The sequence below is a fragment of the Prevotella heparinolytica genome, from assembly GCF_002998535.1.
GTDB lineage: Bacteria > Bacteroidota > Bacteroidia > Bacteroidales > Bacteroidaceae > Bacteroides > Bacteroides heparinolyticus.
This window is the reverse complement of the sequence record NZ_CP027234.1, coordinates 3,471,966-3,492,500: the sequence shown is the minus strand read 5'-3', so window position 1 is coordinate 3,492,500 and position 20,535 is coordinate 3,471,966. Positions and strand designations below refer to the sequence as shown.

General features: G+C 43.1%; 16 protein-coding genes, 3 tRNA genes and 2 rRNA genes (1 of these 21 cut by a window edge). 11 read left to right on the top strand and 10 right to left on the bottom strand.

Annotated features, from left to right (window positions below):
- The 4 genes from C3V43_RS14215 to C3V43_RS14200 all read right to left on the bottom strand — a co-directional run.
- Nucleotides 1-682: ribosomal RNA gene (locus tag C3V43_RS14215) — 23S ribosomal RNA — on the bottom strand (it extends 2,208 nt beyond the left edge of the window).
- Nucleotides 683-790: 108 nt separating this feature from the next.
- Nucleotides 791-864, bottom strand: a tRNA-Ala gene (locus C3V43_RS14210).
- Nucleotides 865-876: 12 nt separating this feature from the next.
- A tRNA-Ile gene (locus C3V43_RS14205) sits at nt 877-950 on the bottom strand.
- A 125-nt stretch (nt 951-1,075) separates the two neighbouring features.
- Nucleotides 1,076-2,603, bottom strand: a 16S ribosomal RNA gene (locus C3V43_RS14200).
- The 16S and 23S rRNA genes sit together here with 2 tRNA genes alongside, the layout of an rRNA operon.
- A gap of 1,448 nt (nt 2,604-4,051) precedes the next feature.
- On the opposite strand from C3V43_RS14200, the gene sppA reads away from it, so the two are divergent.
- The 6 genes from sppA to C3V43_RS14165 all read left to right on the top strand — a co-directional run bounded on the left by sppA (nt 4,052) and on the right by C3V43_RS14165 (nt 10,335).
- Nucleotides 4,052-5,821 (top strand): signal peptide peptidase SppA, encoded by a 1,770-nt coding sequence (sppA, locus tag C3V43_RS14190; protein WP_106070301.1) that lies wholly within the window; start codon nt 4,052-4,054, stop codon nt 5,819-5,821.
- Nucleotides 5,818-6,948: a tetraacyldisaccharide 4'-kinase gene (gene lpxK / locus C3V43_RS14185; protein WP_106070300.1), complete on the top strand. Its 1,131-nt coding sequence runs from the start codon at nt 5,818-5,820 to the stop codon at nt 6,946-6,948. The genes sppA and lpxK overlap by 4 nt, the downstream gene beginning before the upstream one ends.
- Complete coding sequence (locus C3V43_RS14180; RefSeq protein ID WP_106070299.1) at nt 6,887-7,696, top strand: purine-nucleoside phosphorylase; 810 nt, start codon at nt 6,887-6,889, stop codon at nt 7,694-7,696. The genes lpxK and C3V43_RS14180 overlap by 62 nt, the downstream gene beginning before the upstream one ends.
- Before the next feature lie 5 nt (nt 7,697-7,701).
- On the top strand, nt 7,702-8,769 hold the full coding sequence (thiL, locus tag C3V43_RS14175) for a thiamine-phosphate kinase (protein ID WP_106070298.1): 1,068 nt from the start codon (nt 7,702-7,704) through the stop codon (nt 8,767-8,769).
- Nucleotides 8,770-8,945: 176 nt separating this feature from the next.
- Nucleotides 8,946-10,109 carry an IS4 family transposase gene (locus C3V43_RS14170; protein ID WP_106070623.1) on the top strand — a complete coding sequence of 388 codons (1,164 nt, stop codon included), beginning with the start codon at nt 8,946-8,948 and terminating at the stop codon, nt 10,107-10,109.
- Between the two features lie 150 nt (nt 10,110-10,259).
- Nucleotides 10,260-10,335, top strand: a tRNA-Phe gene (locus C3V43_RS14165).
- Nucleotides 10,336-10,568: 233 nt separating this feature from the next.
- On the opposite strand, the gene C3V43_RS14160 is transcribed toward C3V43_RS14165, so the two are convergent.
- On the bottom strand, nt 10,569-10,889 hold the full coding sequence (locus C3V43_RS14160) for a helix-turn-helix domain-containing protein (protein WP_129588772.1): 321 nt from the start codon (nt 10,887-10,889) through the stop codon (nt 10,569-10,571).
- 143 nt (nt 10,890-11,032) lie between these two features.
- Here C3V43_RS14160 and C3V43_RS14155 point away from each other — a divergent pair, with 143 nt between their 5' ends.
- The 5 genes from C3V43_RS14155 to C3V43_RS14135 all read left to right on the top strand — a co-directional run bounded on the left by C3V43_RS14155 (nt 11,033) and on the right by C3V43_RS14135 (nt 15,298).
- Nucleotides 11,033-11,833 (top strand): hypothetical protein, encoded by an 801-nt coding sequence (locus tag C3V43_RS14155; protein WP_106070296.1) that lies wholly within the window; start codon nt 11,033-11,035, stop codon nt 11,831-11,833.
- Between the two features lie 122 nt (nt 11,834-11,955).
- Nucleotides 11,956-12,459, top strand: coding sequence for a helix-turn-helix domain-containing protein (locus C3V43_RS14150; RefSeq protein ID WP_106070295.1), 504 nt, complete (start codon nt 11,956-11,958; stop codon nt 12,457-12,459).
- Nucleotides 12,371-13,048, top strand: a complete 678-nt coding sequence (locus C3V43_RS14145; protein WP_164996259.1) for a P-loop NTPase family protein — start codon at nt 12,371-12,373, stop codon at nt 13,046-13,048. Before C3V43_RS14150 ends, C3V43_RS14145 begins: the two co-directional genes overlap by 89 nt.
- Nucleotides 13,049-13,351: 303 nt before the next feature.
- Nucleotides 13,352-14,869, top strand: coding sequence for a tyrosine-type recombinase/integrase (locus C3V43_RS14140; protein ID WP_106070293.1), 1,518 nt, complete (start codon nt 13,352-13,354; stop codon nt 14,867-14,869).
- 42 nt (nt 14,870-14,911) lie between these two features.
- Nucleotides 14,912-15,298: a hypothetical protein gene (locus C3V43_RS14135; RefSeq protein ID WP_106070292.1), complete on the top strand. Its 387-nt coding sequence runs from the start codon at nt 14,912-14,914 to the stop codon at nt 15,296-15,298.
- Here C3V43_RS14135 and C3V43_RS14130 read toward each other — a convergent pair.
- From C3V43_RS14130 to mobV, 5 genes are all read right to left on the bottom strand, one after another.
- Nucleotides 15,266-16,162 (bottom strand): IS5 family transposase, encoded by an 897-nt coding sequence (locus C3V43_RS14130; RefSeq protein WP_106070291.1) that lies wholly within the window; start codon nt 16,160-16,162, stop codon nt 15,266-15,268. The genes C3V43_RS14135 and C3V43_RS14130 overlap by 33 nt on opposite strands.
- Nucleotides 16,163-16,303: 141 nt before the next feature.
- Nucleotides 16,304-18,004: an RNA/DNA-binding domain-containing protein gene (locus C3V43_RS14125; RefSeq protein ID WP_106070290.1), complete on the bottom strand. Its 1,701-nt coding sequence runs from the start codon at nt 18,002-18,004 to the stop codon at nt 16,304-16,306.
- A 39-nt stretch (nt 18,005-18,043) separates the two neighbouring features.
- Complete coding sequence (locus tag C3V43_RS14120) at nt 18,044-18,271, bottom strand: helix-turn-helix transcriptional regulator (RefSeq protein WP_106070289.1); 228 nt, start codon at nt 18,269-18,271, stop codon at nt 18,044-18,046.
- Between the two features lie 91 nt (nt 18,272-18,362).
- On the bottom strand, nt 18,363-18,746 hold the full coding sequence (locus C3V43_RS14115) for a hypothetical protein (RefSeq protein ID WP_129588771.1): 384 nt from the start codon (nt 18,744-18,746) through the stop codon (nt 18,363-18,365).
- A gap of 272 nt (nt 18,747-19,018) precedes the next feature.
- A complete protein-coding gene (gene mobV / locus C3V43_RS14105; RefSeq protein ID WP_004585038.1) occupies nt 19,019-20,275 on the bottom strand; it encodes a MobV family relaxase in 1,257 nt (418 codons plus the stop codon).
- Between the last annotated feature and the right edge of the window lie 260 nt (nt 20,276-20,535).

Genomic DNA, 20,535 nt, shown 5'->3' with positions numbered 1-20,535 from the left:
CCTATTAAGACTCGCTTTCGCTTCGGCTCCGGGGCTAAAGACCCTTAACCTCGCCGGAAAAAGTAACTCGTAGGTTCATTATGCAAAAGGCACGCCGTCACCGTGGAAACACGGCTCCGACCGCTTGTAGGCACATGGTTTCAGGAACTATTTCACTCTTCTGTTCGAAGTGCTTTTCACCTTTCCCTCACGGTACTGGTCCACTATCGGTCTCTCGGGAGTATTTAGCCTTACCGGATGGTCCCGGCAGATTCACGCAGGATTCCTCGTGCCCCGCGCTACTCAGGATACCACTAGGCTGGAAACGGCTTCGTGTACGGGGTTATCACCCTCTATGACCTGCCTTTCCAGGCAGTTCCACTCACCGTCACGCGTGCCACGACGTGGTCCTACAACCCCATGGATGCCGTAACACCCATGGTTTGGGCTATTCCCCGGTCGCTCGCCACTACTGGGGGAATCATTGTTTATTTTCTTTTCCTGCAGGTACTAAGATGTTTCAGTTCCCTGCGTTAGCCTCTGCCATAGGCAGATGCCACCCCTTCAAGGTGGCGGGTTGTCCCATTCGGAAATCCGCGGATCAAAGGTCATTTGCACCTACCCGCGGCTTATCGCAGCTTATCACGTCCTTCATCGCCTCCGAGAGCCAAGGCATCCGCCATGTGCCCTTAATTGCTTTTTTATCTTACCGACACATTTGAAAGGTCGATATATACTTTCAGCTTTAACTTTACTTTTTTCTTGTTCGCATCATGTCAAAGATCGTAATACCCGAAAACACGGGAATATGTGGAGAATAACGGATTCGAACCGTTGACCCCCTGCTTGCAAAGCAGGTGCTCTAGCCAGCTGAGCTAATCCCCCCCAAAAAAAGGGTAGTCCCAGGCAGAGTTGAACTGCCGACCTCTACATTATCAGTGTAGCGCTCTAACCAACTGAGCTATAGGACTGTCAGTCAAACCCCGGCCATGGAAAAAGGCCCGGCTTCTACTTTCTCTTTATTAGGATAAACAAAACAAGCAGCACAAAACAAAAGAACCGGACTCCTATAAATAAATTAAGGACATCACTCCAGAAAGGAGGTGTTCCAGCCGCACCTTCCGGTACGGCTACCTTGTTACGACTTAGCCCCAATCACCGGTTTTACCCTAGGGCGCTCCTGGACGGTTACGCACTTCAGGTACCCCCGGCTTTCATGGCTTGACGGGCGGTGTGTACAAGGCCCGGGAACGTATTCACCGCGCCGTGGCTGATGCGCGATTACTAGCGAATCCAGCTTCGTGGAGTCGGGTTGCAGACTCCAGTCCGAACTGAGAGGGGATTTAGGGATTGGCCGGGCGTCGCCGCCGAGCTGCCTGCTGTACCCCCCATTGTAACACGTGTGTAGCCCCGGACGTAAGGGCCGTGCTGATTTGACGTCATCCCCCCCTTCCTCGCATCTTACGACGGCAGTCTCCACAGAGTCCCCAGCATCACCTGATGGTAACTGTGGATAAGGGTTGCGCTCGTTATGGCACTTAAGCCGACACCTCACGGCACGAGCTGACGACAACCATGCAGCACCTTCACAACCGCCTTGCGGCTTACCCGTTTCCGGATAATTCGGTTGCAATTCAAGCCCGGGTAAGGTTCCTCGCGTATCATCGAATTAAACCACATGTTCCTCCGCTTGTGCGGGCCCCCGTCAATTCCTTTGAGTTTCACCGTTGCCGGCGTACTCCCCAGGTGGAATACTTAACGCTTTCGCTTGGCCGCTTGCCCTATATCGCAAACAGCGAGTATTCATCGTTTACTGTGTGGACTACCAGGGTATCTAATCCTGTTTGATACCCACACTTTCGAGCATCAGCGTCAGTTACACTCCAGCAAGCTGCCTTCGCAATAGGAGTTCTTCGTGATATCTAAGCATTTCACCGCTACACCACGAATTCCGCCTGCCTATACTGCACTCAAGGCACCCAGTATCAACTGCAATTTTAAGGTTGAGCCCCAAACTTTCACAGCTGACTTAAGCGCCCGCCTACGCTCCCTTTAAACCCAATAAATCCGGATAACGCTCGGATCCTCCGTATTACCGCGGCTGCTGGCACGGAGTTAGCCGATCCTTATTCATAAGGTACATGCAAATGGGTACGCGTACCCACAATTATTCCCTTATAAAAGAAGTTTACAACCCATAGGGCAGTCATCCTTCACGCTACTTGGCTGGTTCAGGCTTCCGCCCATTGACCAATATTCCTCACTGCTGCCTCCCGTAGGAGTTTGGACCGTGTCTCAGTTCCAATGTGGGGGACCTTCCTCTCAGAACCCCTATCCATCGTAGGTTTGGTGGGCCGTTACCCCGCCAACTGCCTAATGGAACGCATCCCCATCGGTAACCGGAATCCTTTAATGGAGAAACCATGCGGAATCACCATACTATCCGGGATTAATCTTTCTTTCGAAAGGCTATACCGGAGTTACCGGAAGGTTGGATACGTGTTACTCACCCGTGCGCCGGTCGCCATCGGGCTTAGCAAGCTAAGCCCATGCTGCCCCTCGACTTGCATGTGTTAAGCCTGTAGCTAGCGTTCATCCTGAGCCAGGATCAAACTCTTCATTGTAAAAGTATCGATTGGGATTCACATGACCCGACCCCTTGGTCAGGGGAAGGAAGGAATCCCGTTTGCTCTGTTCAGGACATCCGAAAATTTAAAGAAGTTACCAATGCGGACCCCATACGTATAAAATACATAAGGGACATTGACGGTTCTTCTGTTTTACCCAAGACCGATCCCCGCATTTTACGGGAAACAAGCCTTGCTCTTGTACTACTTGTATTGTTTATGTAAATCTATTCAAAGATCGATGGTGCCGACCCTAACGGGAAAGCGGATGCAAAGGTAAGGACTTTTATCGATATCTTCCAAATTATTGCGGAAGTTTTTTTCTTTTTTATTTCCCGCCGACGCTCTCTGTGCGAAAGGGGAGGAAAATAAAGGGAAACGAAAGCCGCTTGCGGCATCCTGCAAACCATCATGTCAAAGCACCCGTGCCCCCGTTGCCGAAAGCGGATGCAAAAGTAGAACTTAAGGGAAACATCGCAAAATATACAAGGAACTTTTTTTAAAAGAAAATACGGGGAACGGCTTAAAAGGCTGAATGACAAAGGAATCCAAGAGAAGAAAAAGAAAGGGGAGCAAAGGAAGGAAGGGGAAGGGACACATTATAATATATACGTGCGCGAGAAGGAAAGGGGGGAAGGGACGGCTTAAGGACGCTCCCCATGCAGGAGAAGGAAGGAACACGGAGAGGCGACGGGATACGGAGAAGATACGGGGGAAAGCACGGAGAAAAAAAAGGGAAGGTGCGGAGGGGAAAAGGACACATGCACAACATGCGCCCATTTTATTTTACAAAAAACGGAGGAAGAAAGACCGGCTGACGACTGAGGCGGACTCACTCCTTGAACGAAAGGGAATCAGTCGGAGACTGAAACGGTTTCACTCAGGGACTGAAACGGTTTCAGTCGCCGACTGATTGTACCCCCGCCGGAAGTACTTCTGACAGGGGTAAAAGAGGGGATCAAAAAGAGAAAGGAAAAGAAATACAGAAGGTAAAAAAAATCACCAATAGAAACAAGAGCGAAGGAAGGAGGGCGGATATTTCCCCGGACATGCCGGTTTACGGCGGTTAGGCGGAAGGGAGACTTTTACGCCGGCCGCCCTCCCCCTGCCTGACAGAAGCAAGCCTTTCTCGTGACAGGGGCAAGTGTCCAAGCCGACAGACACTTGTGCCCAACGTGACAGACACAAGTATTTGAGCCGTCAGAGGCAAGCCTCTAACAGACCAGGGATAAACGACTGATAACCAATGAATATCCACCTTAAAATACAGGCAGACGGGTGAGGCGATTAACCTGCTGCTTATCCCGAATTCAGGTAATTTTATTCCAAAAAAGCAGTTTTATTGTGATAAAACCAAAAACATTGCGACAGATAGGGTAAATATCAACCTTATTATTTATCTTTGTTAGCTTTTAAAAGTTAGCATACTAAAACGATTAAGTACAATGAAAGATTTTCTAAAATTCACACTTGCCACCATTACCGGTATCATTTTATCAAGTGTTGTATTGTTCTTCATCAGCATTCTGGTGTTTTTCAGTATAGTATCATCTTCGGAGTCAGAAACACAAGTGCGCAAAAATTCCGTCATGATGTTAGATCTGAACGGTACGCTATCCGAACGTAGCCAAGAAAACCCGTTTGACTTTCTTATGCAAGATGATTACAAGACTTACGGATTGGACGACATCCTTGCTTCTATCAAAAAAGCAAAAGAGAACGATGATATTAAAGGGATATACATCGAAGCCACTTCACTAAATGCCGGATTTGCCTCACGCGAAGAAATACGCAATGCGCTGAAAGATTTCAAAGAATCGGGGAAATTCATCGTAGCATATAGCGACAACTACTCACAAGGCCTGTATTACTTGGCAAGCGTGGCAGACAAAGTTCTTATGAACCCTCAAGGCATGATTGAATGGAAAGGTTTAGCTTCTACACCGATGTTCTTCAAGGACTTGTTAGCCAAAATCGGAGTGGAAATGCAGATCTTCAAAGTCGGCACTTATAAATCGGCTGTGGAACCTTTCGTCTCCACAGAAATGAGTCCTGCTAACCGCGAACAGATTGAGGCCTATCTGGCTTCTATCTGGGGAAAGGTGACAAGTGATGTTGCCGAGTCTCGTAAAATATCAGTAGATTCTCTAAATGCCATTGCCAATCGTATGCTTATGTTTTACCCTGCGGAAGAAAGTGTGAAATGCGGATTGGTGGATACACTGATATACAAGAATGATGTGCGCGATTATCTGAAAACACTGGCTGGCATTGACAAAGATGACAGTATGCCCGTGTTGGGATTAGAAGATATGGTGAACATAAAGAAAAACGTCCCCAAAGATAAAAGTGGCAATGTCATTGCCGTATATTATGCATATGGAGAGATTGACGGTGTCTCATCATCTGCCACAGATGGCAAAGGAATCGACTCTAAAAAGGTTATAAAGGACCTGCGTAAGCTAAAAGACGATGAAGATGTGAAAGCAGTTGTGCTACGTGTCAACTCCCCCGGCGGAAGCGCTTTCGGTTCGGAGCAGATATGGTATGCGATAAGCGAATTGAAGAAAAAGAAGCCGGTTATTGTTTCCATGGGCGAATATGCCGCATCGGGAGGTTATTACATCTCCTGCAATGCAGACACAATTGTTGCCGAGCCTACGACGCTAACCGGTTCCATCGGTATCTTCGGGATGTTCCCTAATACCAAAGGACTGGCTGATAAAATCGGTGTAAGCATTGATGTAGTAAAGACCAATCAATATGCTGATTTCGGCACACTCACCCGCCCGATGAACGATGGCGAAAAGAGCCTGATGCAGATGCATGTAAACCAAGGCTACGATCTCTTCCTAACCCGTTGTGCCGATGGCCGTGGTATCAACAAAGAAGATTTGGATAAAATAGCTCAAGGCCGTGTCTGGACAGGCAGCAAAGCCAAAGAATTGGGACTGGTCGATGAACTGGGCGGTTTAGACAAAGCCTTAGAAATAGCCATTGCCAAAGCCAAAGTAGAAGCTTATACCGTGATAAGCTATCCAAAGAAAGAGAGCTTCCTTGAAACGCTGATGAATACAAACCCCGGCAATTACATCAAAGCCCGCATGCTGAAAGGAACGGTAGGAGATATCTATCACCAATTCAACGTATTGGAGCACTTTGACAAATATGACCGCATACAAGCACGCATCCCTTTTGAACTGAATATTCAATGACCGATAACTTTATCAAGATACGCCATTGGCTATATCCTCTCTCGTGGCTCTACGGTATGGGGGTATATTTGCGAAACAAACTCTTTGACTGGGGATGGCTCCGGTCGAAGAGTTTTGACGTTCCCGTGATATGTATAGGCAACCTCGCTGTAGGAGGAACAGGCAAAACGCCCCACACGGAATATCTGATAAAGTTACTACAAAAAGCAGGTGTCAATGTTGCTATGCTGAGTCGTGGCTATAAGCGTAAGACTCGTGGCTACAAGCTGGCAGATGAACAAAGCAGTGTGCAACAGATAGGCGATGAACCGTATCAAATAAAAAATAAATTCCCCGGCATAAGGGTAGCAGTGGATGAAGACCGCTGCCACGGCATCGAGCAACTTCTCAAGCTGAAAGACCCTGCTGTAGGAAGCATCCTATTAGACGATGCCTTTCAACATCGTTATGTAAAGGCCGGACTGAACATTCTGCTGACAGACTACCACCGCTTGCTGTGCGATGACCGTCTGCTCCCTGCCGGAATGCTTCGCGAACCTATAAGCAGCAAGAATAGAGCGCAAATCGTCGTGGTCACCAAATGTCCGGACGACCTTAAGCCAATTGATTTTAATATCATTACCAAACGGTTGCATCTATATCCCTACCAACAATTATTTTTTTCCAGACTCCGCTATGGAGAGTTGACCCCCCTATTTCCGGAAAAAACAAATGGAAAACAAAACTTTTCTTCCTTCACGAAGAATGAAGAAGTGCTTTTGGTTACAGGAATCGCCTCGCCGGCTTCTCTGCAAAAAGAAGTGAGCACCTACACCTCGCACATCAAATTGCTGACATTCGGCGATCATCACAACTTCACCTATAAAGACTTGCATCAGATAAAAAATAACTTTCTCTCTCTGAAAGAAGGGAAACGACTGATCATCACCACCGAGAAAGACGCCGCAAGGCTGAAATCTCATCCGGCACTTGATGAAACGCTGAAACCATACATCTACGTGCTGCCAATAGAAATCGTTTTTTTACAAAATCAACAATATATATTTAACCAAAACGTTATCAGCTATGTTAGAACGTATTCAAGAAACAGCAAACTTTCTGAAAGGAAAGATGCACACTCATCCTGAGACAGCAATCATCCTTGGCACCGGACTTGGCAGCCTCGCCGGCGAAATCACCGAGAAGTATGAAATAAAATACGAAGAAATCCCTAACTTCCCTATCTCCACTGTAGAAGGGCACAGCGGGAAACTAATCTTTGGCAAGCTGGGCAATAAGGATATCATGGCTATGCAAGGACGTTTTCACTTCTACGAAGGCTACTCCATGAAAGAAGTGACATTCCCCATCCGTGTGATGCGTGAATTGGGCATCAAGACTTTGTTCGTCTCCAATGCCAGCGGTGGTACAAATCCCGATTTTGAAATCGGCGACCTGATGATCATCACCGATCATATCAACCATTTTCCCGAACATCCGCTACGCGGCAAGAACATTCCCTATGGTCCTCGATTCCCAGACATGAGCGAAGCATACAACAAGGAACTGATTCGTAAAGCCGATGCCATTGCGGCCGAAAAGGGCATAAAAGTTCAGCATGGCGTTTACCTTGGCACCCAAGGTCCTACATTCGAAACTCCCTCGGAATATAAGATGTTCCACATTCTGGGTGCCGATGCAGTCGGTATGTCTACCGTACCGGAAGTAATCGTAGCAAACCATTGTGGCATCAAAGTATTCGGTGTATCTGTCATCACCGACCTTGGCGTAGAAGGCAAGATTGTAGAAGTTTCCCATGAGGAAGTGCAGAAAGCTGCTGATGAAGCACAACCCAGGATGACAGAAATTATGCGAGAACTTATTAACAGAGCCTGAAAATAATGAGAACAGAAATAGCTACCCTCGGTGAGTTTGGCCTTATCCGCCACCTCACCGAAGGCATCGAATTAAAAAACAAATCAAGTTTGTATGGCATCGGTGATGATGCTGCCGTCCTCTCCTACCCGACAGAGAAAGAAATACTCGTAACTACCGACCTGCTATTGGAAGGCGTACACTTCGATTTGATTTACGTTCCACTCAAACATTTAGGCTATAAGTCGGCCGTAGTCAACTTTTCCGATATCTATGCCATGAACGGAACCCCCAAGCAAATCACCGTTTCACTGGGCATTTCCAAACGGTTCAGCATAGAAGATATGGAAGAGCTCTATGCAGGCATCCGTTTGGCTTGCGAGGAATACGATGTGGATATTGTCGGCGGTGACACTTCTACATCCTACACCGGATTGACAATCAGCATCACCTGCATCGGCGAAGGAGAAAAAGGCAAAGTCGTTTATCGCAACGGAGCCCGTGAAACCGACTTGATTTGTGTTACCGGCGACTTGGGAGCTGCCTACATGGGACTACAACTGCTCGAACGCGAGAAAGCTGTACTTAAAGGAGCCGACAAAGACCTACAACCAGACTTTTCCGGTAAAGAATATCTTTTGCAACGGCAACTGAAACCGGAAGCTCGTTGCGACATCATACGAAAGCTGGCAGAAGAAGGGATACAGCCCACAGCAATGATGGACATCTCTGATGGTTTGTCGTCTGAATTGCTGCATATCTGTACTCAGAGTAAAGTCGGGTGTCGCATTTATGAAGAGCATATCCCTATTGACTATCAGACTGCTGTCATGGCAGAGGAGTTCAATATGAACCTGACCACTTGTGCCCTCAACGGTGGCGAAGACTATGAATTACTATTTACTGTCCCTATTGCCGAACACGAAAAAGTTTCCGAGATAGAAGGTGTAAAACTTATTGGGCACATTACTAAACAAGAATTAGGTAATGCTCTCATTACCCGCGATGGCCAAGAGTTTCAATTAAAAGCCCAAGGTTGGAATCCCTTAAAAGGGGAAACAACTATTTCAGAAGAATCAGATAAAACAGAGTAAGAGCGAGAATAAAGTAAAATAAAACTTTTTTATTTACTTTCTAATGCAATCACACTACTGTCCCGTAAAAGTGGATAAATAGTTCTTTGAAATTATTGAAATATAGTCAATTACACGTTTTTTGAAATGAAACGGACTTGATTTTGCAACTTTGCAGTCTAATACAAATGGCTGCTATGTTCCAAGACAAATACGTATTCTCTCAATTAACCGCTTTTCTGAACAGGACTCAGTTCAACAACTATGTTCGCAAGTATGATGGCAACCGATATGTGAAACATTTCACTTGCTGGAATCAGATGCTCGCGATGATGTTTGGACAACTGAGTAACCGTGAGAGCCTGCGAGACTTAATCGTTGCTTTCGAGGCGCATAGGGCCAAGCAATATCATCTTGGGTTAGGTCGTGAACCGATAGCCAAGACAACTCTTGCGACAGCCAACCAGAACCGTGATTACAGAATTTTTGAAGAATTTGCATTCTATATGATGAAAGAAGCCTGCGAGAAGCGGACGACCAACATCCTTGACATTTCCGGAAAGAAATATGCGTTTGATTCAAAAACGATTCCGTTATGTCTTGCAACATTCCCATGGGCAAAGTTCCGAAGCAAGAAAGGAGGAGTGAAAGCTCATGTCTTATACGACATTGAAGCACAAGTTCCTGCCTTCTATACTGTAACCACTGCATCAAAGCACGATTCTACAGCAATGTCTTCAATCCATTATGAGCCAAATGCTTATTATATATTCGACAGGGCTTATGACTCCTTTAAAGAACTCTATAGGATACATCTTACAGACTCTTTCTTTGTTGTCAGAGCCAAGACGAACTTAAAGTATAAGACAGTCAAATGGAAGCGAAGAATACCAAAGCACATAATGACAAATGCGGAAGTGAAACTGACCGGATATCTCTCCGAGAAGAAATATCCTGAGTCATTCAGACTCGTCCGATATCACGATGAAGAAGATGACCGTGAGTTCACTTTTTTGACGAATGCGAAACAACTTTCTGCACTGGATGTCGCCAATCTTTATAAGAAAAGATGGTTGATCGAGCTGTTCTTCAAATGGCTCAAGCAGCATCTCAAGATAAAGAAATTCTGGGGCACAACAGAGAACCCTGTTCGCATACAAATCAGTGTGGCTATTATCACATACTGTCTTGTGGCTATTGTCCAACATGATATGAAGTTGAAACGCTCAACCTATGAAGTTTTGCAGATTCTCAGCATATCATTGACTGACAAAACCCACTTGCGTGACCTGTTCCACAAGACTAATTTCAATGATGTCAAAGATCTAAATGAACCCCTGATTCCGGGGCTATTTGATTAATTGTTTAACTCGTCCCATTTTAACGGGACACTAATGATGCAATAAACACTGATATTTAAGTCTATATTCAAATATCAGTGTTTTTTATTTCCACCCCCTTGCACAGTTCAAAAGTTTCACTACCTTTGCAACCGCAAAAGAGGAAAACATGGTGCCATAGCTCAGTTGGTAGAGCAAAGGACTGAAAATCCTTGTGTCCCCGGTTCGATTCCTGGTGGCACCACCAAGAAAATCGCTAATAGCTAAATAATCAAGCTGTTAGCGATTTCTCTTTTTATTCATTTCCGCAAAATGTCACCACATTGTCACCACATTTATTTTATGTCACCACGTCTGTAGATGTTTGCCACCACACATAAAGGTACAATGTCACCACAATTTTCAAAATAAGGGAAAGAAAAATGCCCATCTACCGCACCAACGGCAAACAGGCACTCATGCAATTTGAAACAGCAAGCATTAGAACATATCATTCTTTCTCCTCTTGTAGCGGAAAATCGTTTTCTCTTTCACTGCCTCATCAATCTCGGCAGCATCATAGAGAATTCTGCCACCGATTTTCTTTTCGCGGATTTCTCCACGCTTCACCATTTCTATCACAGTAGGATTCGTCACATGCAATATCTCACACAACTCCTTGCGTGTATAATATTTCGGCTTGCTTGAATCCTCTTCCTTTATTCTCGCTACTACCTTGTCGGCAATTGTATCTGCCAAGTTCTCCAGCATAACATTCAACGGAGCCTGAATATCGCCTAATGTTTCCAATCCTTTTATCATATTATCGAGGGTAAAATTTATACTTTGCTTTTTAATCACACCGCAAAGTTATATCGCATTTTACCCTTTGCATAATAAACGCAGTGGCATGTGTCGGCTGACCGACATTTACCATAAAATGCAGTGAAAATCAAAAATATAGTATGATTTTAAAGTATGATTTTGAAAATAATTTTAATTTTTCATGGGTTTTAGGCGTTAATTTGTGTCAATTTGAATTTGTTTGTAAAATCCATTATAACTTTGAGTTGCAGCAATGCCAAAATCAGAGGAATTTTAATATGGAGAATATGATTATTGACGAAAAGACAATCAACAAAAACATTCAGTATGCACTTTCGGTTATAGCCGATAATGTTGATAAAGATGGCAACCTGATAGTAACCGAGTCTACTTCTACGAATGAAGTTGCAGACCTTTTTACTAAAATGGTCGGTAATCCACGGAAATCATTTGCTGATATGGCGAAGTCCCCAAAAGCAGCGAAGACAATGAACAACCTAATCATTCAAGGGGTGCAGTTGTTTCAGAAAGTGCAAGAGCAGACAAAAGTCGAGGATATGTCATCTGAATTCGTGTCGGAGATAAAAGAATTGATTGCAGAACTCGATGATGACATACTATGTAAGCCCCAAAACAAAACGCCTAAAGCAGAACCTGAGTTCTCAACCTACATTATAGATCAATCTTGCACTAAAGAAATAACGATGGTTATGCGTGACGCCATTGCAGACAGACGAGGCAGAGATGCTATCCTTGTTATCGTTTGTGCTATGGAGCTTGGCATTATAACCCGCTTGCCATACCTTGCCGCTAAAAAGGAGTTCCCTTTTGTGGGTGGACGCTCCAATTATAACAAATATCTCTCTGATGGTTTCCTTGACTCAGAGAAAGAACCTATAAAGCAACTGTTCAAAAAGCGTTTACCACAACTCTTTTCGTAGATTCTTTATTTCATAGAATGGTATTTAACGGCATGCCAATACATACCAATCGGATTTTTACCTCTTCTAACTGTGACTGTATAATTTTGCAGCATCAACAGATTTAGAAGAGGTAAAATTATATGAACTACATCAATATCATAGAAGGATTTTGGAAGATGAATGCCTATGACAGGTTTTCATCGTCCGAGATAATCCTATACCTCTATCTAGTACACATCTGCAATCAGAACTATTGGAATATGCCCATCGCTTGTAAGACTGCAACTCTGCAAAGCGAGCTTGGGCTGAACAAAAGTACAATTATTCGTGCCAGGGCAAAATTGCGCGAACGAGGGCTGATTGACTTCACAGAAGGTGTTCAAAACTCCTGTTCGCCCAAATATCGATTGCTTGATATTCATAGTTGCAGAAATGCAACCGCTTCTGCAACTGCTCATGCTACTGATAATGCAACCGCTGGTGCGACCATAGATAAAGACATAGACAGAGATAAATATAATTATTCATTTGCCCATCAAAAGAAAAATAGAGGTTATGGAATTGATAAACAAAAAGACAAGAATCAACGCAGAAGCATTGATGTCGGCTCTACACCACAAGAAGGGTACGATGCCCCGTTTTAATCTTCCGCTCAGTGAAGAGGATGCCTTTGTCAGCCTAATGTCCGCAATTAAGGTTGAAGTCGGATATCGCCACAGGGATTTTGTGGCAACCGAAGAACTGAATGCCCAAGTAAGGCGATTATCGACCTTTTTAACACAAGATAATAGCAAATTCGGCATCTTGCTTGCCGGTGGATGCGGAAACGGAAAAACAACGATTATAAAAGCCTTGCAGAGCCTTGTAAATGTTTTGCACATTCCCAACCCATATGCCGATAAAGAGTATGCCATGAGAATCATCGATGCAAAGTCATTGGTTGCAATCTGTAAGTCTAATTACGAGGATTGGAAGCGACTTATGTATCAAGATCTGCTGGCGATAGATGATTTAGGAACAGAACCGCGTGACGTGATGGACTACGGCAATATCATCAACCCAACCGTGGATGTTCTCACAAGACGCTATGAGAACCAGCTTTTCACCATCATATCAACCAATCTAATACCACCCCAAATCAGCCAAGTATATGGTGAACGCATCGCAGACCGTATGAGAGAAATGATGGAGATAATCCCATTTACCAATTGCTCCTATCGAGTGCTAAAGTAATCCAATGCCCCAATCGTACATTTGCTGTATCGGCAACTTCGGTTGGGGCTCTTTTTATCCTTGGCTTGCCAAGTGTACAATGTTTAGGCTTTAGGGGAGCCTAATACCCAAATTCCTGCAATTATCGGAAAAGAAGTCAAACAAATGAAAATAAAAGTTACTGACGACCAACATAGTAGCGTTTTGTGTTGTTTTGTCTCTATTTCATAATAATCCACAAATGTGTCACAAAACGTGTCACATTTGTGGATTATTATGAAATAGTTTCAATACCTTTGCATCACAAATTAAAGCACTTCATATATGGCAAAGGCAACACTTTCATTGTCCGCAAAGGCAAATAATGAGGGCGAACACATCATCAAGGTTCGCCTGGACATCACACGTACCAATCGTCCGCAATTCAAATCACCTATCACTATCAAGCCCGAACATTTTGTTGATGGTCAGATTAAGATCCCATCACGGAGCAAACTTAATGCAAGCTACCGTGACTGTGTTATCAAGAAAAAAGCAGATCTTGAAGCTTTCATTGCCCATCTCAATGCTATTGCCATGGCATTGCCACAAGAGGCAAGAAACCGTCAGGACATTATGGAAGTTTATGAAACTGTCAAGACACTCAGCCCATCGGAGATAACAAAGACCACCATTGTAGCCAAGAAACGAGAACAAGCCGAAGCAAACATCCGTCTTGTTGCGGAGATACAGGAATCTCGCAGACCAGACATATTGAATTATGTTCGTACACGTGTTCAAGGTATGATAGATGGAACCATCAAGCGTAAGGGCAATAATTATTCCACACAAACAATCCATACTTATAAGAGTTTTGCCGTAGTGCTTGAATCTTTTATGAAAGAACATCCTTTCTCTTGGCAGGATTTGGATGAACGTGTGATAGACGAGTTCGTTCTGTATATGGAAACCTATGGTTACATGAAGAAAACCATCAACAAGAACCTGGCCGTTTTCAGTGCTATGCTCAATTATGCCTTCAAGGATGATTACAAGTTCAAGTCTGCCGTACTTAACCAATTCCCGAAATTGCAAGTCAAGAAAGAGGATATGGCAACGGAAATATATCTGACAGAAGACGAGTTGCAAGCACTTTTTGAAATGGAACTTGCTGGAGAAGAAGAGATTGTGCGTGATGTTTTTCTTGCAGGATGCTACACAAGCCAGCGTTTTTCCGACTACTCCTGCATCAACGAATCCAATTTCAGCACCCATGATGGCATCAACATCATTACGCTTACCCAAAAGAAAACAGGTACTGAGGTTTCCATTCCTATCATCAACAACAACCTTCTGACAATCCTTCGAAAGTATGACCTTAATCTTCCAGATGTAGAGAACAATACTTTGAATGAGATCATCAAGGTCATCATGAAGCGACTTTCCGAAACAGTACCAAGCCTAAGGAAAGAAATGGTTACTAAACTGACGCTGCAACAGAGAGCCATGGAAGAAGATGGACGCAAAAGGTACAAACGTAATGCTAATGGTGACGTTGTGATGCCTCGTTATGACCTTGTAGTATCGCATACTGCAAGACGAACTGGAATAACCCTTATGTATCTCAGCAGAATACTTGACACGCATGAAATGATGTCAATCAGCGGACACAAGACTGAATCCGTATTCAATGAGTATATCAAGCTAAGTGGTGTTGAACTTGCGACCAATATCGCCAAAAAGGTAGCCAACGCCAAGAAGGAATCGGAAGTCAAGGCAATGCTGATAAAGAAGTTGGAATCCTTATCTGTAGAACAACTTACTTCTCTTTTGGAACATGCCAATGTCACCGAATTAGCATGACAGAGCCAAGGAAGAATAAGCAACAACATAACTTTATATACGATGAAAGAAAACATTGATGACATATATGCCGATATTGCCACCCAATACGGTAACACTCAGTTGCAAGACAACATCACATTTATACTATCCCTCTATGAAGCAAGGCTTAAAGATGATGGGACAATAGATGATAAAATTCAAGTCCCCAGTGTAGAGGCTGCCGTCAAGACCATCATTCTTTTGGTGGAACGTCCAGAAATACCATGGGAGACAATCTGCAAGGAACGACGTGTGAAGCATGTAATGGAATACCTGTTCATCCGTGCGAAAAATCACTATGACGAGGTATATGAATTTGTGAAGAAGATACTGAAAGAGAACAGCTCAGGACGGGAACAGAGCCAACGAAGTGATTTAAACTTTTCTTTTTCTCAAATATTTCCTTAGCAGAATTACCATAAATGCAATATAGTTCCATGATTCCCAATTCCTAACCGTTGTTTCAAATCGATTTAAAATAGTCCTGTAACTGTCCATCCATGCATTGGTCCTCTCAATGGCATAGCGTTCAGCATACAATAGTTCGTCCACAACGGTATTATTGGGAGTCCCGTTTCTTTTATTGATGCAGATATTGGAGACTACTCCATGACAGCCAAGTACACTTCGAAGAGCTTTACAGTCAAATCCGGCATCCGCATTCAAGAAAAGACCATCTGTTCTGACTTTTGCAATCCCAAGGTCATGCATCATGGAGCGGATTACGTTTTTTATGTCATGAGTATCATGATGTTCGCCGCTTTTAGGAGAAGACATGATAACCGGTATGCCTTGCCGGTCTGTAATATAAAGAGCGTTGGTTGTCTTGCGCTTTTTTCTACCCTGATAACCAACCTCCTCTCCACCACGCATAGCTACCGTATGACTTCCGTCAAGGTCTACACTTGACATATCAAACTTTGTACGGTGCTTATTCAAAAGATGAAGCCAAAGAGACTTCCATTCACCTTTTTTACTCCATTTGTTATAATGATGGAATACCGCACCATAGGTCAGAACCTTGTCACTGAACAGGGAATCTACAGGTAAATATTTCCACTGACACCCTGTTTTCAGTTTATAAAGAATGGCATTTACGATTTCAACAAGACTTCTTTGAGTTACGAAACCACGTTTGCCCACACATAAATGAGGCAATATTTCACTTTTTATTGTATCTTTGTCCAACAAAGCGTACATGGGGATGTTGTTATGAATGAGTTTGCTCACCCATAATATAACAATTTTAGCTATTAGTACGCTGTTTATCATTTGATCAATTAGTTTAAATCACTTCATTATATATTACTTGAAGGTGCGAGAACTGTATTTGATTAAAATTAAGACATTTACATCCTGATTTCTCGCAAACTTCTCGCAATTTTCTCGCAATTTAATCTTCGTGCGAGAACTCTATTCGCCACCGATATACTCCCACATTTTCTTTTCTCCAAGGTGGATTTCTCCAGCTTTCTTTAATGCAGAAAGGAGATGGCCGATTTTGGTTATCTTTTGTTTCTCGGTTAAGGCCTCTGGAAGTTTGGTAAGCAATAATTCATCTACATCTTTGCGACTTATTTTCTTATGCTGTTTAATAAACTTAGATAGGAGATCTTTGTAATACTTATCATCCAATCCTTTGTTTTTAGTATAATCTGCTTTTTTCCCTATATTGCTAGCGACCGTTTTTGCAACATACAATGCATTTTTACGTCCTTCTACTAATTTCCTTTTGCGGAGGTAAGCTATTTCGTAATCCGTCAAGTTTCGATGCATTTGAATTCGACTCAAAAGTTCCATTTCCATCAAGTTTAGTGAGTGATCCTTTGCCAACAGTGCAGCATAATCCATATCAAGTACTTTACTAACAATCGTCAACTTAACTTTATTATCAGTGAAATCATAGTCAGGCATTGGGAAAAAGCGCTGCCTCTGAAGGTTAAACATTCTGCGAATACCACTTCCAATTGTATCAACCATTTTCAGTTCTACCATTGCACCTACAAGGAATGGGTTTCTATATCGTTCTTCTGGAGCATCATTCTGCAATACATTATGTATGTTGTCTGGAATAAAGCCGCCTACATTAGAAAATATTAACCGGTCCTCATGTTCTATTACATTAATCATCCCATGATATGAATAGTCCTGATGCGCTATAGCATTATTTAATGCCTCACGAATCGTAAATGGATCGTATGTTTCAAGTTCATCAGGCACTAATTCCAATAAAGCGGGATTCATGTATCTATATTTTAAATTGCGAATCTTGGAAAAGATACGACTTACAGCCAGTACAAAAGGACATGTCTCAATACTATAATCACGTTCGTTTCCATTAGAATCCTTTAATATCCAACGAATGCGAGCTATGGCTGGTGATATTAAGTGTTCACTTTCAGGTTTTCCTAGCAACAGAATGGCCGTATTGGTTATTTTCCCCTTTTTGGTTATTCTTGCTTTATTCAAGAATGTTACATCGTCCCAAGTTTTCATTTCCTCACGCAGATGCTCATGCTTGTTTGCATACCATTCACGAGCTTTGGCTATCGCTTCTTGATCAAGGTCTTCAAAAGTAGCTTCTTCTATAATCTCACCACTCCAATCGTTTTGAGAATGGTATATTTTTCGTATATAGTCAGGAAAATCTTTTAGCTTAGTTAAATTGCTTCCTATACGAAGAAAGGCTTCGCCTTTAAAGTTAACAGGCTCAGAATTGGTCGCAGGGATGATAAACATTACAATGTGATTGCCATTATTATAATCAAAATCCTCTATTTCAAAAGAAATCATTGGAGAGAGATTCTTTCTCAACCATAGTTCATAATCCTGGTTGCTAATCTTCGCTTCTGCCATACGGAGGTTTGTACCAACAACATCCCAAGTGCCGTCTTGAACACCCAATACCAAATATCCATACGCTTTATCTTTTAAACAAGCGACATTGGATATTCCTGATATGTATTTACCAACACCTTCGTAAGTGATGCTACTATGTGACTCGCTAATATTTGTCTTAAACTCTAACCATTCTGTTTCACCCGCTTCTTTACGTTTGCGAGCGATATCAAGGAGATGTTCTAGCAATGCTATTTGTTCTTCTCGTGTGCGCATATCTATAAAATCTTAAAACAAATAAGTCCTAAAACGCTATTATTTGTCTTGTGACATCAAATATTGTTTATACTCTCTAACGATTAACTCTTTTATATCAACCCCAAGTAAATCTGAAATTTTGAGCAGGCTATTAAGGTCTGGTTGAGAAGAGTTGGTACACCATTTTGAAACGGTTGATGGATTAACTCCAAGTTGTTCGGCCAACCATTTGTTGGTGCGTTTTTTCTCGACCAAAACTACTTTTATACGGTTTATATCTTCCATAATTGCATCTATTTATAGCAAAAGTAGTGAATTTATTTCATTTTAAGCGTAATAAGCGAATGTTTTTTGTTATTTGGATATGTTTAGCATCTTAATACCCCGTATGCCAAATCTTCCTACCTTGTACTTTGCCAAACATTTGTCCTTCTTTCATGAAAATTAGTTGCATGTCATTCAACAATTCTCTCACATTATTCACATATAGAAGTTCCCTTGTATAAGGGAAATTTGCATGTTTAGCTAAAATCTCAATATATAAGTTATCCAACATTATTTCTAAAATACACACAAATAAATCTTGATTCAAACTTAAAGAGCCGTCTTTGTATAAATTCATCTGTTGATGCAAAACTATTGGAGAAATTTGAGCTGCATATACGACTGTTGCCAATTTCTCACCTTGACTAATATCTTCATATGTTATACTCAACCTAACAAATAATGGTGTTCTTTGAGATAAGTCAACAATGGCCATAGCAGACACATTTCCATAAAGATTTTTCGCTTGCGAACTATCTTATTGAGTAATAGAGTGTTACCTTTGAGAGATAGATGAATAGGTAACGATTTAGAAATGAGCGGAGTGCTTTGAGGCACACTGTTTTGAATAACCAAAGAACGCTCACTATTATCACTTGCAAAGGTACAGATTTGCGAGCGAAAGTGAGCGTTCTTACGTGATTTTCTTCTTAAAAAGTTTTGTCGCAACTGAAATACAACGATGAAAGAGAAGGAGGTCTTTCGGTTTTATAGCCGTTGCGAGCGATTACGATTGATAAGCTGTTTCCATTTCTGTTCGCACCAATCGGTAACGGGAAGTCCGTTGATAGTCAGTAGCGGTCGCTTCTTCTCATCCTTAGCGATGCGGATTTCACAACCCTCTTCCGTAAACTCTCTCTTGTATAGTCCCGAATAGGCTTTAGCCGTACCTCGCTGGGGAGCTTCCGTGCGATACATTTCTGCAATTCTGTCATCAGAGAAATTCATCTTTCGGAGCATCAGACGGATATTTAAGAGTTGGTAGAAACCATTGAAGAAGCGTTTTATCCAATTCCGCTCTTCCTCGTAAACCTGCATGGTCTCTTTCAGTTCGGCAATGGCTCTGTCTCTTCCCTTAACCGTGTCCTGCAAGAGAACAATCTCCTTTCGGATTTCATTCTTCTCCTTTTCCGAAAGATACCGCTGTCGTTCGGCTTCCTGTTCCAAGTCTGCGATGCGTTTTTCTGCCTTGTCGAGTTCAGAGTTGCCAAATATAGAATAAAACGTACCTTTCATTCGGAGTTTGCCTGCCTGCTTCTCCAACTCTTTTATCTTGGCAGTGAGTTCTGCTTCTTGCGCCTCTTTCTCTTTCGTGGATTTTAGGACTTCCTTGTAATACTCCATCGTGGTGCGGTGCTTGGCTTCCGAACCGTGTACGCCCCGTTCCAATCCGAACCGTTGCATTCGCTTGGCATAACTCGTCTGATAGTCTTCCAACTTTTTGGGCGTGAGCACATCATCTGCACAAAGTCGTACCTTATTCTTCTTTGTCTTGTACTTCCGCTTGCCGTTCTTGGCTTCCTCTTTGGCTTTCCGTCTTTCACCCGTGACAATCGGGACAACTGTGGCGTGAATATGAGGTGTGTCCTCATCTGCGTGCAGTGTGGCTGCGACCACATTGTCCGCCCCGAAAGTGGTGCGAAGCCAATCCATCGTTTCATTGCACCATTCGTACAGGCGTCCTTCTTGCTCTATGCGAGCCATATCCTCCGGTGAACTTGACAGGATAAAGCGTAAGGCTTTGACTTGGTTCTGTGCCACCTTTCGGTAGATACCTGCCGTGGCGATGCGATGCTCTATCGCTTCGGTACGGTTAGTTACATTTGCAGGGAATTGCACCAGCTCTCGATTGAGGTGTGTGCGGGAGGAATCGACGTTACTCGGCATGAATGTACGCGCTATGTGTGCGGTCATTGCCGAGTCGTTTCCTCTCGCCTTGTCTATATGTAAAACGGCGTAGCCCATTGCTTGAAGATTGATTTAGGGGTATCCAAAGGGGCACCGCCCCTTGGCTCAGGAGGGTATTTTTAGCGATAACGGAGTGCAGCGTAAAGAAAATACCCTAATGAGCTATGGCATTTTTCGAAATGTCCGCTCCGCCCTGCTCGTGCTTCTTTCTTGTTGCGTTGCATCCTGTGAATGCCTGCACGCTTTGTTTCTAAGTTTTGCTCTGCAAACTTGCTGTTCTGAGGAACTGCCGTAGCTATCGAAACAAAGCCGTTTAT

What these genes read in the sequence shown, in the direction of transcription:
- sppA (WP_106070301.1), top strand. Translation starts at nt 4,052, where the DNA reads ATGAAAGATTTTCTAAAATTCACACTTGCCACCATTACCGGTATCATT.
- lpxK (WP_106070300.1), top strand. Translation starts at nt 5,818, where the DNA reads ATGACCGATAACTTTATCAAGATACGCCATTGGCTATATCCTCTCTCG.
- C3V43_RS14180 (WP_106070299.1), top strand. Translation starts at nt 6,887, where the DNA reads ATGTTAGAACGTATTCAAGAAACAGCAAACTTTCTGAAAGGAAAGATG.
- thiL (WP_106070298.1), top strand. Translation starts at nt 7,702, where the DNA reads ATGAGAACAGAAATAGCTACCCTCGGTGAGTTTGGCCTTATCCGCCAC.
- C3V43_RS14170 (WP_106070623.1), top strand. Translation starts at nt 8,946, where the DNA reads ATGTTCCAAGACAAATACGTATTCTCTCAATTAACCGCTTTTCTGAAC.
- C3V43_RS14160 (WP_129588772.1), bottom strand. Translation starts at nt 10,889, where the DNA reads ATGATAAAAGGATTGGAAACATTAGGCGATATTCAGGCTCCGTTGAAT.
- C3V43_RS14155 (WP_106070296.1), top strand. Translation starts at nt 11,033, where the DNA reads ATGATTTTAAAGTATGATTTTGAAAATAATTTTAATTTTTCATGGGTT.
- C3V43_RS14150 (WP_106070295.1), top strand. Translation starts at nt 11,956, where the DNA reads ATGAACTACATCAATATCATAGAAGGATTTTGGAAGATGAATGCCTAT.
- C3V43_RS14145 (WP_164996259.1), top strand. Translation starts at nt 12,371, where the DNA reads ATGGAATTGATAAACAAAAAGACAAGAATCAACGCAGAAGCATTGATG.
- C3V43_RS14140 (WP_106070293.1), top strand. Translation starts at nt 13,352, where the DNA reads ATGGCAAAGGCAACACTTTCATTGTCCGCAAAGGCAAATAATGAGGGC.
- C3V43_RS14135 (WP_106070292.1), top strand. Translation starts at nt 14,912, where the DNA reads ATGAAAGAAAACATTGATGACATATATGCCGATATTGCCACCCAATAC.
- C3V43_RS14130 (WP_106070291.1), bottom strand. Translation starts at nt 16,162, where the DNA reads ATGATAAACAGCGTACTAATAGCTAAAATTGTTATATTATGGGTGAGC.
- C3V43_RS14125 (WP_106070290.1), bottom strand. Translation starts at nt 18,004, where the DNA reads ATGCGCACACGAGAAGAACAAATAGCATTGCTAGAACATCTCCTTGAT.
- C3V43_RS14120 (WP_106070289.1), bottom strand. Translation starts at nt 18,271, where the DNA reads ATGGAAGATATAAACCGTATAAAAGTAGTTTTGGTCGAGAAAAAACGC.
- C3V43_RS14115 (WP_129588771.1), bottom strand. Translation starts at nt 18,746, where the DNA reads ATGGCCATTGTTGACTTATCTCAAAGAACACCATTATTTGTTAGGTTG.
- mobV (WP_004585038.1), bottom strand. Translation starts at nt 20,275, where the DNA reads ATGGGCTACGCCGTTTTACATATAGACAAGGCGAGAGGAAACGACTCG.